The 15,028-nt window shown below is 38.0% G+C and carries 13 protein-coding genes; 4 read left to right on the top strand and 9 right to left on the bottom strand.

Annotated features, from left to right (window positions below; translation table 11 throughout):
- From ACYU0V_RS07565 to rimO, 9 genes are all read right to left on the bottom strand, one after another.
- Window positions 1-501 carry an OmpH/Skp family outer membrane protein gene (locus tag ACYU0V_RS07565; RefSeq protein ID WP_014206985.1) on the bottom strand — a complete coding sequence of 167 codons (501 nt, stop codon included), beginning with the start codon at window positions 499-501 and terminating at the stop codon, window positions 1-3.
- A 40-nt stretch (window positions 502-541) separates the two neighbouring features.
- On the bottom strand, window positions 542-3,067 hold the full coding sequence (gene bamA / locus ACYU0V_RS07560) for an outer membrane protein assembly factor BamA (protein WP_063098996.1): 2,526 nt from the start codon (window positions 3,065-3,067) through the stop codon (window positions 542-544).
- Between the two features lie 36 nt (window positions 3,068-3,103).
- On the bottom strand, window positions 3,104-4,459 hold the full coding sequence (gene rseP, locus ACYU0V_RS07555; protein WP_461849628.1) for an RIP metalloprotease RseP: 1,356 nt from the start codon (window positions 4,457-4,459) through the stop codon (window positions 3,104-3,106).
- A gap of 1 nt (window position 4,460) precedes the next feature.
- Complete coding sequence (ispC, locus tag ACYU0V_RS07550; protein ID WP_461849627.1) at window positions 4,461-5,657, bottom strand: 1-deoxy-D-xylulose-5-phosphate reductoisomerase; 1,197 nt, start codon at window positions 5,655-5,657, stop codon at window positions 4,461-4,463.
- Window positions 5,658-6,482, bottom strand: coding sequence for a phosphatidate cytidylyltransferase (locus tag ACYU0V_RS07545; RefSeq protein ID WP_017385994.1), 825 nt, complete (start codon window positions 6,480-6,482; stop codon window positions 5,658-5,660).
- Window positions 6,482-7,234 carry a polyprenyl diphosphate synthase gene (uppS, locus tag ACYU0V_RS07540; RefSeq protein WP_002115643.1) on the bottom strand — a complete coding sequence of 251 codons (753 nt, stop codon included), beginning with the start codon at window positions 7,232-7,234 and terminating at the stop codon, window positions 6,482-6,484. Before uppS ends, ACYU0V_RS07545 begins: the two co-directional genes overlap by 1 nt.
- Before the next feature lie 5 nt (window positions 7,235-7,239).
- Window positions 7,240-7,794, bottom strand: a complete 555-nt coding sequence (gene frr, locus ACYU0V_RS07535) for a ribosome recycling factor (protein ID WP_002115638.1) — start codon at window positions 7,792-7,794, stop codon at window positions 7,240-7,242.
- An 84-nt stretch (window positions 7,795-7,878) separates the two neighbouring features.
- Window positions 7,879-8,607, bottom strand: coding sequence for a UMP kinase (gene pyrH / locus ACYU0V_RS07530; protein WP_000852257.1), 729 nt, complete (start codon window positions 8,605-8,607; stop codon window positions 7,879-7,881).
- A gap of 51 nt (window positions 8,608-8,658) precedes the next feature.
- Window positions 8,659-10,002 carry a 30S ribosomal protein S12 methylthiotransferase RimO gene (gene rimO, locus ACYU0V_RS07525; RefSeq protein WP_002115588.1) on the bottom strand — a complete coding sequence of 448 codons (1,344 nt, stop codon included), beginning with the start codon at window positions 10,000-10,002 and terminating at the stop codon, window positions 8,659-8,661.
- Between the two features lie 342 nt (window positions 10,003-10,344).
- Between rimO and glnL the strand changes: the two genes are divergently transcribed.
- The 4 genes from glnL to argF all read left to right on the top strand — a co-directional run bounded on the left by glnL (window position 10,345) and on the right by argF (window position 14,887).
- Complete coding sequence (gene glnL / locus ACYU0V_RS07520; protein ID WP_002115631.1) at window positions 10,345-11,454, top strand: nitrogen regulation protein NR(II); 1,110 nt, start codon at window positions 10,345-10,347, stop codon at window positions 11,452-11,454.
- Window positions 11,441-12,934: a nitrogen regulation protein NR(I) gene (gene glnG / locus ACYU0V_RS07515; RefSeq protein ID WP_002115702.1), complete on the top strand. Its 1,494-nt coding sequence runs from the start codon at window positions 11,441-11,443 to the stop codon at window positions 12,932-12,934. The genes glnL and glnG overlap by 14 nt, the downstream gene beginning before the upstream one ends.
- Before the next feature lie 266 nt (window positions 12,935-13,200).
- Entirely contained in the window at window positions 13,201-13,854 is a 654-nt protein-coding gene (locus tag ACYU0V_RS07510; RefSeq protein ID WP_005803466.1) for a TetR/AcrR family transcriptional regulator, read from the top strand.
- A 112-nt stretch (window positions 13,855-13,966) separates the two neighbouring features.
- Window positions 13,967-14,887 carry an ornithine carbamoyltransferase gene (gene argF, locus ACYU0V_RS07505; RefSeq protein ID WP_032003821.1) on the top strand — a complete coding sequence of 307 codons (921 nt, stop codon included), beginning with the start codon at window positions 13,967-13,969 and terminating at the stop codon, window positions 14,885-14,887.
- Window positions 14,888-15,028: the final 141 nt, after the last annotated feature.

The raw sequence follows: 15,028 nt of genomic DNA, 5'->3' as shown, positions 1-15,028 counted from the left end.
TTATTTCATTGAATTAACCTTTTGTATCATTTTATCAGTTAAATCATATTTAGCGTCATAGGCAACGGTCGAATTTTTATTCAAAATGAAGTCAAGATTATTTTCTTTTCGTAATTGTTCAGCTGCTTGCTTCACACGGCTCTCAAAAGTTGAGTTCATTCCTTGCAAACTAGTTTGAACTTTAGATTGCAAACCTTGTTGAGTTGAGTTGAATTCATTTAATTTTGACTGATATTGAGTCTGAAGCTTCTTAATATCATCTTCTTTCATTTTTTGCCCTTGGGTTTGGGCTTGACGTTGAAGACCTTCTAACTCTTTACCCAACTGCTCAAGACGAGTTGTTGTTGGTTTAACAGATTGATTTAAACTTGCATTTTGTTGTTTTAAATAAGTACTACTTTCAACAACTTTAGCAAGATCAATAACACCATAACCAGCTGCATTAGTCATAGCAGAAACTGTAAGGCCTAATCCTAACATTAATATATTTAATTTTTTCATCTTAATTTGTGTCCTTATTGCATGTTTAGTCAAGTCGTACTTAGAAAGTACGACCGATTTCAAACTGGATCTCTTTAGTTTCATCACCAGGCTTATCATTTAGAGGGAATGCATAGCTAAGAGATAATGGTCCGATCATGGTGATCCATGTGAAGCCAACACCTACGCTATAACGCATATTACCTAAGTCAAAACCGTAGTTGTCTTCACAGTATTTTTTAGCATCTGCGATTTGCTGACCATTCATAATCATAGAATAAGAACCAACGTCACATTTAGTATCAAATACTTGACCACCTTCAGCAAATAACACTGGACGTACTTGGCGAGTCCAATCTCCTTTAAAAGGTAATGGTAAAGCTAATTCAGTACCAAATTGTACAAGAGCGTTACCACCTACTTCTTCTGGAGAACCGTCATTTTGCTTGGTTTCTTGTAAATTTACACTTGCATACTTAGGACCCAAGGTACTGTTATCATAACCGCGTACAGAACCATAACCACCTGCATAGAAGTTTTTATAGAATGGTAAATCATTACCATAACCAAGTTTACCGTAACCACGCAGCACGAAACCTGTGTCTTTAATTGGCCAGAATGCCTGTGCATCATAAGTTGCTTTTTGATAATCAACATCACTACCTGGCAAACCAATTTCCAGACCTACACGATGTGACATACCTGAAGTAGGGAAAATTGGTCTATTTAAGGTGTTATATGACCAACCTAAATTTAAGTTATATGTAAAGAACTCACCTTCAAATGCATTATTATATGGAATTGGTGTAACAAGGCATTTACCAGTATATGTAACCGCTCCTGTAACTGGATCTGTAGTTGTTTCCAACTGATCTGATGGGCAGTAAGTATCTTGACCTGTCGCCTTACCCCCATTCGCTAATAAATAATCACGAACATAGGTAGACACGTAAGGACCCGTCGTTACTTTAGTATTATCAACACCTAATGACGCACTTAAACTCTGATTTTCATCAATTGGGTAACCAAAACTTAAACTTCCACCAAAACTATCGGTTACGTAGTTATTAACGTTATAGTCATCATTTAACTTTGTTTTACGATAGTAAACATTATAACCTCGGCTCACCCCATCAATTGTAAAGTAAGGGTCGGTAACACTTAAGTTATAGTAATCTTGAGTTTCAGAACGAGATAAATCGATCGAAACACGGTTACCCGTTCCCATAAAGTTAGTTTGGCTCAAACCTGCTTGGAATGTGATACCACCACTTTGCGAGTAACCTACGGCTAATGTTGTAGTTCCCGAGTGTTGTTCTTCAACATTTACATTTAAATCCACCTGATCTGGTGAATTTGGGATACGAGCTGGTTTAATATCAACTGTTTTGAAGAATCCTGTACGCTCTAAACGAACCTTAGACAAATCAATTTTTTCATTACTCGCTAAAGCGCCTTCCATTTGACGCATTTCACGACGTAATACCTCATCAGCAGTTTTACTATTACCTGTAAAGTTAATACGACGTACGGTTACTTGCTGACCTGGGTTTACATAATAGTTTAAGTCAACAACACCCGTTTCGTTATTAATTTGCGGAACAACATTTACATCTGCAAAGTAATAACCAGCATTACCATATTTACGTAATAACAATTGCTTAACAGCATTTACCTTTTCTTGAGAATAGGTATCGCCATCTTTATAGATTTTTAAAGCTTGCAGTTCTTCAGGTTTATAAAGTGCGTCACCTAAAAATTTGGTTTGACCAAATTTGAACTGACTACCTTCCTCTACTGCAACTTCAATAAAGATATTCTTTTTATCTTCACTAATATTGAGCTGTGAATTATTGATATGAAAATTGATATAACCTTTATTCAGATACATCGCACGCAAAGCTTCAAGGCTCGCTGCCATTTTTTCTCTAGCATAACGGTCATTACGGGTTACAACTGAAGCCCAACCACTTTCTTTAACTGCGAAAGCTTGTTTAATTTCACTGTCTTTAAAAACAGTATTACCAATAATATTGATATTAAAAACTTTAGCAGCCGTACCTTCATTAAAATTTAATTTAAGTTCAACACGGTTATTTGGACGAGCTATCGTATCAACAGTTACATCAGCATCATAACGGCCTTGCTGAGTATATTGCTGCTCTAATTCAGTTTCAATTGTTTGTAAAGCTGACTTCTTAAAAACTTCGCCTTCAGCAATGCCCATTTTTTTAAGGCCTTGCTCTAAAGCCTCTTTAGGAATAAGTTTATTACCCTTAAATTCAAGCTTTGAAATAATTGGGCGCTCTACGACATTAAACACTAAAGTATCGTTATCTCTTGATGCTTTAATATCGTCAAAAAGTCCAGTGGCATACAATGTTCGAATTGCTTCTGCGATCATCGGTTCATTAACGCGATCGCCACTGTTGATTGGCAACATGGTAGAAACATTTGCAGGAGTTAGACGGACCAATCCATCTATACGAATATCTCGAACAACGAAATCATCAGCTGCATATGCTTGTTGTACCGCTGCCATAGCGCTAACAAGTGCCAAAGGCATTAAAAAATGTGTGTGCCGCATGCCAGTTTTTCCAGTAAGTTATAAATCTATATACGTTTACAAACGCATAAAATCGTTAAATAAAGCTAAAAGCATCATACTACCGAGCAGTACCATACCAATTTTTAGACCAAACATTTGTATTTGTTCAGAAACAGGCTTACCACGAATAGCCTCAATAATGTAATAAACGAGATGTCCACCATCTAGCATTGGAATTGGCAATAAATTTAAAATTCCAAGACTTACACTCATTAAAGCCATAAATGAGATAAAAGTCTGCCATCCCATTTCTGCACTTTGTCCCGCTACTTTCGCGATTGTAATTGGTCCAGAAAGATTCTCTAAGCCAATTAAACCCTTAACCATTTTTACTATCGAACTCAATATCATGCTAGAGATTTGGCCAGTCTTATCTAGCGACATCTGGAAAGCTTGTATTGGAGTATATTGAATTGTTTGCTTATATTCGTCAGGAATTGTAATTTTTCCTGCATCACTTTTTACGCCTAAGACACCGCTCACTTGCCCCATATTGTCACGCTTTCCTTGAGGCATGACTTGCAAATGAACGAGTTGACCATTACGCAACACATCAATACTTAGTAATTTTTCTGGTGAATGTTGCACAACTTCCACAACATCAAACCAGTCTTTCATTACTTGACCATTAATTGAAACAATACGATCACCGACTTTCATTCCTTGACGAATTGCTGCTCCATCTGCAGTCAACTCAGTTACAACAGCGGGAATAACAGGACGATAAGGTAAAAAGCCTAATACATCTAAAGCTGATTCATTTTGGTTTTTTAAAAAATCTTTAATTGGTAAAACAATATTTTTCTCAGTACCTGCACGATCTACATCGATATTCAAGCTACCAGTTTCACCTACACGATCAATCAAAGCAAAGTTAAGTTTTTCCCAAGTTTGCGTTTCCTTTCCGTCAACAGCAATAATCTTGTCACCTACTTGTAGTTGAGCTGTAGCAGCTGGCGAGTTGGGTACAACCTTACCCACTCTTGTATTTAATTGTTCCTGTGCTGGTAAAAATAAAATCCAAAAAAGTAAAACAGCAAAAATCAAGTTAATTAAAGGTCCAGCCGCAACAATTGCTATACGCTTCCATGGTTTTTGACGGTTAAATGCATAAGGTAAATCTTGCTCTGCAATATTACCTTCGCGCTCATCGAGCATTTTTACATAACCGCCTAGAGGCAAAGCTGAAAGTTGGTACTTAATTCCAGATTTTTTTGATGTCCACTTAAGTAATGTCGGACCAAAACCAATAGAATAAACTAGAACCTTAACACCAAGTTTTCGTGCCACCCAATAATGACCGAACTCATGAATTGCAATTAATGGACCGAGCAAGAGAGCTGCTGCTGCAATCATAAATAATGCGCTCATTTCAGCCTCCTATACTTGATATATACTGCTGTGCTACATGTCGTGCTACTTCATCTTTATTCAAAATAGACTCGATATTATCAGCAACTGAGTTTTCCAATTTTTGCAAAGTATGCTCTACCACTTGTGGGATATTTGTAAATCCAATCTGTTCCTTTAAAAATGCAGCAACGGCAACCTCATTTGCAGCATTTAAAATAGTAGGTGCCAGCCCTCCCGCACGCATTGCCTGACGGGCTAAATCAAGTGCTGGAAATTTCTGAATATCCGGTGCTTGAAAATTAAGCTGAGAATATTCAAATAAATCTAAAGCAGGAACATTAGTCTGTAAACGCTCTGGCCATGCTAATGCATGGGCAATCGGTGTACACATGTCTGGATTACCCATTTGAGCCAATGTTGAACCGTCAACATATTGCACCATAGAATGAATAATACTTTGTGGATGAACAACAACTGTAACAAAATGTTCAGATATTGAAAACAAATGACATGCCTCAATCAACTCTAACCCTTTATTCATAAGAGTAGCTGAGTCAACTGAGATTTTCTGTCCCATAGACCAATTGGGATGCTTACAAGCCTGTGCAGGAGTAACTTTTTCTAATTGTTCTAACGAATGGTTTAAAAATGGTCCACCTGAAGCGGTCAATAAGATTCTTGATACACCCTGTTGCGGTTGTCCATTTCTTTCAGCCTCTAAATAATTATGAGGTAATGATTGAAAAATAGCGTTGTGTTCTGAATCTACCGGTAATAATAATGCCTGATGATCACGTGCTGCTTGCATCATGATTTCACCAGACATGACCAAAGCTTCTTTATTAGCAAGCAATACGCGTTTACCAGCTTTTACAGCCGCTAATGTTGGTAATAAACCAGCTGCTCCAACAATTGCAGCCATAACTACATCAACATCTGGATGAGATGCGATACTTACTAGCCCTTCCTGATCAGTCAAAATTTCAATATCTTGTAATTCATTCTTTACAAATAAAACTGCTAATTCGTCAACTTTTTGCTTTGGAACAACTACAATTTTTGGTTGAAATTCTTTACATATATCAACCAATTCAGAAATTCGACTATGAGCTGAAATTGCAAATACTGAATACTTATCAGGATGTTGATTTAAAATTTTTAAGGTACTTTGCCCAATGGAACCGGTTACACCCAATATGCAAACAGATTGTGTCATTTATAAATCTACACCAATAAGTTTTAATATATACATTCCCGTTGCAAAGATCGGGGCTGCAGCAAGTAAAGAATCAATACGATCTAAAACACCACCATGACCAGGTAGTACACGTCCAGAATCTTTAATACCAGCACGACGTTTAATCATCGACTCAAATAAATCACCTAAAACTGAACCGAATACTGTAATCAGTGACAAGATAAGAAACAGGATTTGCTGAATTAAAGTTAAATTTAGATACTGATATTGCACAACCAACATTACCAGTATGGTCGTGATAATACCACCATACAAGCCCTCTACCGATTTGTTCGGACTTACTGTTGGTGCTAGTTTTCTTTTACCAAATTTACGACCAACAAAGTAAGCACCACTATCTGCACCCCACACGAGTAAGAACAGATACATTAACCACCATGGTGAACTTTGCCAAACAACAAAAATTGAAGTTACCGCAGCACAAACTAAAATAATGCCAATTACATATAGAGTAGCGTTATACCACCCATCAAATTCAGGAAAAGATTTGACCCAATAAACGCTTACAAGCCAAGTCAAAATTGAAGCTGACCACAACAATAATGCAATATCATGGAAAAATAGAGCAACGCCTGAAACGAATGCAACAAGCAGACCATAGCACCAAGCTTTTGGCTTTACAGCATTTACAGTTTCATGGGGCATTAATTTATACCATTCATACCCCGCTACCCCTGCTGCTACAATCATAAGAACCAACATTGGATAATGTGATTGCGTAGCAAACATACAGCCTAAAACAACTGCGACAAGTACCAATGCGGTAACAATCCGCTCTAACATTATAAGTTCTCTATTTTCTCTTGCTGAATTTGTTCAGATGTTTTGCCAAAACGACGTTCACGCCCTGAAAAAACATTCAATGCATGATCGAATTCTTGTACTGTAAATTCTGGCCATAAAGTATCAGTAAAATACAGCTCCGCATATGCTGCTTGCCATAACAAGAAATTAGATATGCGATAATCCCCACCTGTACGGATCAATAAGTCCACAGCTGGCAGATCGTTTAGACTGACATATTTTTCGAACAAATCAACATTTATTTGATCAGCACCAAATTCACCACGGGAAACCGCTTCAGCAACTTGTTTTGCTGCATTTGCAATATCCCACATCCCACCATAGCTCACAGCAATAGTTAAGGTCATAGTGTTATGATGTGCTGTCTGTTGCTCTGCATCTTCCATTAAGGCAACTAGGTGTGACGGTAATCTGGAACGATCACCAATGAAACGCAAAGCAATATTAAATTTCTTCATGCGAGGTATTTGCTCATGAATAGTTTCTTCAAGAAGTTTCATAAGCAGATCGACTTCAAATTGTGGTCGATTCCAGTTTTCGCTTGAAAATGCAAAAACCGTTAAAGCACGAATACCTGTTTTTTTACAATGTTCAACGATAGGATCAAGAACATTTTTACCCTCTCGATGTCCATCACCTTTTTGCATTTGATTTTTTTTTGCAAAGCGGTTGTTGCCATCCATGATGATGGCAACATGCTTAGGAAGATGATACTCTTCTGAATCGGTCATAAAATTTAGACCTTCATCAATTCTGCTTCTTTCGCTGCAAGACGCTTGTCTACTTCTGCAACATATTTGTCAGTGATTTTCTGGATATCATCACCTGCACGGCGCTCATCATCTTCTGAGATTTCTTTCTCTTTTAATAATGCTTTGATATCACCTAATACATCACGACGAATATTACGAATTGCAACTTTTGCATTTTCAGCTTCGCTACGCGCAATTTTTTGCATATCACGACGTGTTTCTTCAGTTAATGCAGGTAAAGGTACACGAATTGCATCCGCTGTAATTGGGTTTAAACCAAGATCACTCTCACGAATTGCCTTATCAATAGCTGAAACCATTGTACGTTCAAATGGCTGAACAAGAAGTGTACGAGAATCTTCAACACCAACGTTTGCCACTTGATTTAAAGGCACATCAGAACCATAGTAAGGAACCATTACCCCATTTAAGATTGATGGGTGTGCACGGCCGGTACGAACTTTAGCAAACCCTAGTTCCAAAGACTCAAGAGTTTTCAACATACGCTGTTCGCTGTCTTTTTTCAGATCGTTAATCATATGATCTACCTTACTTATTTATTCAAGGATGTTTTAACAAATTTAATTTAGCGCTAGTATAAAGAGCTTTCGTCAACACGTACATTATTTAGTAACGCGTGTACCTTCTTTTTCGCCCATGACTACTGACAATAGCGCGCCTGATTTATTCATATCAAAAACTTGTAATGGCACATTATGGTCACGACATAAACAAATAGCTGTCAAATCCATAACACCAAGTTTTTCGTCCAATACCTGATCAAAGGTTAAATGATCATATTTAACCGCATCTTCGTATTTACTTGGATCTTTATTATATACGCCATCTACTTTGGTCGCTTTTAGAATTAAATTTGCTTCAATTTCAATTCCGCGTAAGCAAGCTGCCGTATCAGTCGTAAAGAATGGATTTCCTGTACCAGCAACAAAAACACAAACTTCACCCTGACTCAAGTGACGGATAGCATCACGACTTGAATAAGACTCTACTACTGTACCAATTGGTAATGCAGACATAAGGCGAGTTCTGATATTACGGCGAACCAATGCATCACGCATAGCCAAACCATTCATTACAGTTGCAAGCATACCCATTTGATCGCCTGTTACACGACCAACCAAGCCATCCTTTTGCAACTGACTACCACGATACAAGTTACCGCCACCAACAACGATACCCACTTGCACGCCTAAGCCAACTAAGTGAGCAATTGAAAGGGACATTTGATCAAGAACTTGGGCATCAATACCCATGTCTTTGTTACCTGATAATGCTTCACCAGATAGTTTTAATAAAATGCGTGAATAACGGGGGCTAATTGTTTCCGCCATGAGTTTGCTCCAAAACCTCTTAAACTGAATGCTTTTTTGAATCGTTATCGATTAAACCGACTTAATTTTAATTAACTTTGCAAATAAGTCGTATTCATCCGCATCGGTGATTTCGACTTCCAACATATCGCCTGGTTGAATAGTGCTCTTATCGATATCTTCTACAAAGACATTACCGTCAATTTCCGGAGCATCGGCATAAGAACGTGCAACAGCAACAGGATATTCATCTTCCAAACTATCGACTAATACAGTCATCGTTTGACCAATACGTTTTTGCAACTTAGCAGCAGAAATTTGTTGCTGCACTTGCATAAAGCGCTCGTAACGCTCTTGCTTAATTTCTTCAGGCACATGATCGGGTAAATCATTTGCCGTAGCGCCTTCTACTGGTGAGTAGGTAAAGCAGCCAACACGATCAAGTTCAGCTTCAACTAACCAATCGAGCAATATTTGAAAATCTTCTTCAGTTTCGCCTGGGAAACCCACTACAAATGTAGAGCGAATCACAAGATCCGGGCATTTTTCACGCCACAATTTAATTTTTTCGAGTGTATTTTCACTGTGAGCCGGACGCTTCATTAACTTAAGAATACGCGGGCTTGCATGTTGGAATGGAATATCAAGATATGGCAGAATTTTACCTTGTGCCATTAAGTCAATAACCGCATCAACATGTGGGTATGGATAAACATAATGTAAGCGCACCCAGATACCAAGTTGGCCTAGTGCTTCACACATATCAAAGAATTTTGTTTTAACAGGCTGGCCATTCCAGAAATCAAGTTTGTACTTGGTATCTACACCATAAGCTGATGTATCTTGGGAAATAACCAAGATTTCTTTAACACCTGCTCTTTTAAGCGCAGCGGCTTCTTCCAGTACACTTCCAACTGGACGCGATACTAGATCGCCACGCATACTTGGGATAATACAGAAGGTACAACGGTGGTTACATCCTTCAGATATTTTTAAATAGGCATAATGTTTTGGTGTTAAGCGAATTCCTTGTTCAGGAACCAAATCAACAAACGGGTTGTGTTTAGGTGGTGCTGGGACATATTCATGTACAGCTTCCATTACATCTTGATAAGCTGCTGCACCAGTAACCTTTAAAACGTTTGGATGCATTTGACGAATTTTGTCTTCGTCTTTACCTAAGCATCCAGTAACGATTACTCGACCATTTTCACTCATGGCCTCGCCAATTGCATCTAGCGACTCTTGTACCGCAGATTCGATAAAACCACAGGTATTAACAACAACTAAATCAGCACCATCATAATCTGATGCAACTTGATAACCTTCAGTCTTTAACTGAGTTAAAATTCGTTCAGAATCTACCAATGCCTTAGGACAACCTAAAGAAACAAAACCGACTTTGGGGGTCTTCATGAATCTGCGCTCCACTTGAATGCGCGTATTGTATGTCTTTTCTTGTCTCAAGCATAGGTGGAAAGCCTACTCTTTGTGTAATGCACCAAAATACGACCAACATTTGCACCAAAACTCACCTTTGCACCAAGTTGGATCATGTTATTATCTATATTCAAGCCATCAGTTTTGATCAACCGATATAAAGACCGATTTCAGCGCGTTTTTAAATACTTTAAAACTTTAAAATAACCCATAAACAAAGTTGGCGTATATTTTGCATCGTTCATGTTCTATAACGGTGAAAATCCGATAACCAATGAAGATGCCATTGCGCTATTTTAAGACAGGAACGATTCTCTAATGGATCAACACAACCCTATCGACTATCGCCTATTGGTAGACAACTTAACTACTGCGATTTTATTGATCGATAGTAACTTGAATATTTTTTACTTAAATTCTGCCTGCGAAGCACTATTTGACATTAGTTTGCTTCGAGCTTCAGGACAGCCGGTTTTGAACTTACTTCATGCCCCAGATGATACTTTTAATACACATGAAGCGTTATTAAACACTATTAAAACGGGTCAACCTTATACTCGTCGAGAAGCGGTTATTAATGTCAACTTTAAAGACCTTCATGTTGATTACACAGTGTCTCAATTAAATGCAGGTAAAAGTTATCACCCATTACTCTTGATTGAGCTCAACCCGATTGATCGTATGTTAAAGATTTCTAAAGAAGAAAATCTGGTACAACAACATCAGGTGGCCAGACAGCTTGTACGTGGCGTTGCTCACGAAATTAAGAACCCACTGGCAGGTATTCGTGGTGCAACTCAATTACTCGCTCGCAGTTTAAACGATAAGAGTTATGCTGAATTTACAGATGTCATTATTAATGAAGTAGATCGTTTAACTAACTTGGCAGATACTATGTTGGGTTCTAGACAACTCCCAAGTTATGAAAATGTTAACGTACACGAGCCTTTGGAGCGAGTGCGTTCACTTATCGCCAACCAGACAAAGAAGAAAATTAAAATTATACGGGATTATGATTTGTCTTTACCCGATGTTAATGCCGATCGTGATCAGTTAATACAAGTCATGCTCAACATTAGTGTAAATGCAATTCAAGCCATAACAGAAAACAAAGCATTTTTTATAGATCACGAACCGGAGTTAATTCTACGTACACGTATACAACGTCTTGTCACAATTAACGGTGTACTAAATCGATCTACAGTGCGAGTCGATATCGAGGACAATGGACCAGGCATTCCTGAAAGTATTTTGGAGTCAGTATTCTATCCATTGGTTACTGGACGAGCAAAAGGTACTGGGCTTGGCCTGAGTATTGCACAGAATATTATGCATCAACATAACGGAATGATTGAATGCCAATCTGTTCCTGGAAAAACAATTTTTAGCTTATATTTACCTTGGGAGTCAGACCGTGTCGCGAAATAAAATATGGGTTATTGATGATGATCGCGCCATGCGATGGGTATTGGAAAAGACCTTTAAAGAGGAAGGTTTTGATGTTACCAATTTTGAAGAAGCTCAAACTGCGCTGGAACGTTTGCACCATGATGCCCCCGATGTCATCTTAACTGACATCCGCATGCCTGGAATTGATGGTTTAACTTTTTTATCTAAAGTCAAAAACACTCATCCAGATTTACCTGTCATTATTATGACAGCACATTCTGACTTAGAGTCTGCCGTATCAAGCTATCAAACAGGCGCGTTTGAATATTTACCAAAGCCTTTTGATATTGATGAAGCTTTAGCTTTAGTCAATCGCGCAATCCTGCATATTAATAAACTACAACAGCAAGAAGCTACAAAAACAGCCTCACCTCTTCAATCAACAGAAATTATTGGTGAATCTCCGGCAATGCAGGAGGTTTTCCGTGCTATCGGCCGTTTATCGCAATCTCATATTACTGTTTTAATTAATGGTGAATCGGGTACGGGTAAAGAATTAGTTGCTCATGCTTTACACAAGCACTCCCCACGCCGTGCCAAGCCTTTTATTGCTTTAAATATGGCTGCGATACCAAAAGACTTGATTGAAACCGAGTTATTTGGTCATGAAAAAGGCGCTTTCACAGGGGCAAATACTCAGCATCAAGGCCGCTTTGAACAGGCAAATGGTGGAACACTGTTCCTTGATGAAATTGGTGATATGCCATTTGAAACTCAGACTCGATTGCTTCGCGTACTCGCTGACGGTGAGTTCTATCGTGTAGGCGGACACATTCCCGTTAAAGTAGATGTTCGAATTGTTGCGGCAACGCATCAGGATCTAGAGAAACTGGTAAATGAAGGTCGCTTCCGTGAAGACTTATATCACCGCTTAAATGTGATTCGTATTCACATTCCTAAGCTTGCCCACCGTAGTGAAGATATCCCAATGCTTGCGCAGCATTTCCTTGCGCGTGCAGGCAAAGAGCTTGGCGTAAGTCCAAAAATCTTACGTACCGAGACGACAGACTATATGCAACAGTTACCATGGCCAGGTAACGTACGACAACTTGAGAATACTTGCCGCTGGCTAACTGTAATGATTACGGGCCGCGAAGTTTATCCGGAAGATTTACCTTCTGAGCTCAAACAAGTTCCATTGCAAAAGAATAGTGATTCTAGTCAACCAGCACCTTCATTTGAACGTATTTCTCTACATCATTGGGATGAACTACTAAATCAATGGGCTATTCAAAAGCTTAAAAATGGTGAAATGAAAATTTTGGATATTGCCACACCAATGTTTGAACGCACATTGATTAACGCAGCCTTGCAACAAACACGTGGACGCAAACGTCACGCAGCGGAATTATTAGGTTGGGGTCGCAACACCTTAACACGCAAGTTAAAGGAACTTGGAATGGATTCTGCAGATGATGATGAAGAAGATGAGCACAAGGTTACTCAAACTGAAGCCTAGAAATCTCGTTATTTAACTTCAGAGCGGTTAAGTCATTCTTAGCCGCTTTATTTTTAAATCAGATTTTTCATTAAAATATAATGTAAACATAAGGTTACATCATAAAACCCCTCTACAACCAACTCTAAGCTTATATTTTCTATTAGTTTATTTTTTGAATTAGCCACTTACTGTTCAGCATATGATCTAAAAAAATGGTTATGACCATCACTAAAGATAGTTTTGCTATACTAGATAAGCAAAGTCAGTTGTTGTTATTAAATTTTATGCATGATTCAGTCCTGGATTCACATCACCTTGCATGTGAGAAACCTCAAACACGCCGCGGTATTGAACGTCGTTTAGCTCTATTGTTAAGCGCGACCGAGCTGTTCCTAGAGAAAGGATATGATGCTGTATCTCTCGATGATATTGTTAATCATGCAGGTGGCTCTAAGGCTTCTATTTATAAATATTTTGGCAATAAAGAAGGACTTTTTACGGCTATATGTGATCATAAACGTGAAATGTTTTTTAAAGATATTTGCATTCCATTCCAACCAGAGAAAAGCACTTTAAGAGAATATCTGATTCAAACACTTAATCGTGTATATATTCATATTATTCAGCCCGAACATGTTGCATTTTTAAGACTTATTATTGAACAGACCGAATGTAACACTGTCCTCATACAATACTTATATGACAAATGGGTACATAATTTACAAAATACACTTACTCAAGCATTAGAGTTTGCGGATAAATCAGGCGAAATTACCTGTAATTCTCCGTATTATTCTTCACTCATGTATTTCGGGATTTTACGAGATATTGAATGGCGTATGATTATGGGTATGCCAGCTCTTCCAGATGAGAAAGAAGCTTTTGATTATATTGAATATTGTGTAGATATTTTCTTAAAAGGCCATCATAAAGTCTAATTCTTTTGCATTTTAAAATGCTTATAGTATAGTAGACTTCTTTTTTCCCACATCCACCCAGCCAACAACAGATAATTGTTATATTTCAAAACAATTATTATGGAGTAGCTACATGGCTCTAAGACATTTCCTGACTTTACGTGATCTATCCACTCTAGAACTTAATCGCATTTTAGAACGCGCAAGCGAGCTTAAAAAAATGCAACATGACAATAAGGTCTACCAGCCTTTTGTTGGTAAAGTATTGGGAATGATTTTTGAGAAATCAAGTACGCGTACACGTATCTCTTTTGAAGCAGGTATTAACCAATTTGGCGGTAGTGCGATTTTTTTATCGCCTCGTGACACACAATTAGGCCGTGGTGAACCAATCGAAGATTCAGCACGTGTAATTTCAAGTATGCTTGATATTGTGATGATTCGTACTTTCGGTCATGACATTGTTGAACGTTTTGCATCTTATTCAAAAGTTCCTGTAATTAACGGCTTAACTGATGATCATCATCCATGCCAGTTACTTGCTGACTTACAAACTTATATTGAACACCGCGGCAGCATTGAAGGCAAAACCGTTGCTTGGGTTGGTGATGGTAATAATATGTGTAATTCATATATTGAAGCTGCGCACATGATGGGTTTCAAACTCAAAATTGCATCGCCAAAAGGATATGAACCTAAATCTGAATTTTTAGCGGAGTTTGGTCATTGCGTTGAGCTTTATGATAATGCGGAAGATGCAGCAGTAAATGCTGACCTTATTGTGACTGATGTATGGGCAAGTATGGGCCAAGAAGAAGAGCAAAAACTTCGTGAAAAAGCCTTTGCTGATTTTCAAGTTAACGAAAAATTAATGAGCCTTGCTCACCCAGACTGTTTATTCATGCACTGCTTACCTGCTCATCGCGGCGAAGAAATTTCTGAAACCATGCTCGATTATAAAAATGCAGTCGTATGGGACGAAGCAGAAAACCGTCTCCATGCTCAAAAAGCTTTAGTCGAATTTTTATTGAATGAAAATCTAAAAAAAGCTTAAATTTTGAGTTAAAAAAACAGCATCTTAATGATGCTGTTTTTTATTTTATAAGACTTGTACTCTTCCAGTTAATTATTTTTAAAAATTTGATAACGTTGCCGAATATATAAGCAGGCTGTATTTCAACTATTCTCTAGAATC

Source organism: Acinetobacter sp. X9 (genome assembly GCF_054889255.1).
The sequence above is the reverse complement of the archived record's forward strand: the minus strand, read 5'-3'. Positions and strand labels throughout refer to the sequence as shown.

Excerpts from the sequence above, each read along its gene's own strand:
- ACYU0V_RS07565 (WP_014206985.1), bottom strand. The coding sequence starts at position 501 with ATGAAAAAATTAAATATATTAATGTTAGGATTAGGCCTTACAGTTTCT.
- bamA (WP_063098996.1), bottom strand. The coding sequence starts at position 3,067 with ATGCGGCACACACATTTTTTAATGCCTTTGGCACTTGTTAGCGCTATG.
- rseP (WP_461849628.1), bottom strand. The coding sequence starts at position 4,459 with ATGAGCGCATTATTTATGATTGCAGCAGCAGCTCTCTTGCTCGGTCCA.
- ispC (WP_461849627.1), bottom strand. The coding sequence starts at position 5,657 with ATGACACAATCTGTTTGCATATTGGGTGTAACCGGTTCCATTGGGCAA.
- ACYU0V_RS07545 (WP_017385994.1), bottom strand. The coding sequence starts at position 6,482 with ATGTTAGAGCGGATTGTTACCGCATTGGTACTTGTCGCAGTTGTTTTA.
- uppS (WP_002115643.1), bottom strand. The coding sequence starts at position 7,234 with ATGACCGATTCAGAAGAGTATCATCTTCCTAAGCATGTTGCCATCATC.
- frr (WP_002115638.1), bottom strand. The coding sequence starts at position 7,794 with ATGATTAACGATCTGAAAAAAGACAGCGAACAGCGTATGTTGAAAACT.
- pyrH (WP_000852257.1), bottom strand. The coding sequence starts at position 8,607 with ATGGCGGAAACAATTAGCCCCCGTTATTCACGCATTTTATTAAAACTA.
- rimO (WP_002115588.1), bottom strand. The coding sequence starts at position 10,002 with ATGAAGACCCCCAAAGTCGGTTTTGTTTCTTTAGGTTGTCCTAAGGCA.
- glnL (WP_002115631.1), top strand. The coding sequence starts at position 10,345 with ATGGATCAACACAACCCTATCGACTATCGCCTATTGGTAGACAACTTA.
- ACYU0V_RS07510 (WP_005803466.1), top strand. The coding sequence starts at position 13,201 with ATGCATGATTCAGTCCTGGATTCACATCACCTTGCATGTGAGAAACCT.
- argF (WP_032003821.1), top strand. The coding sequence starts at position 13,967 with ATGGCTCTAAGACATTTCCTGACTTTACGTGATCTATCCACTCTAGAA.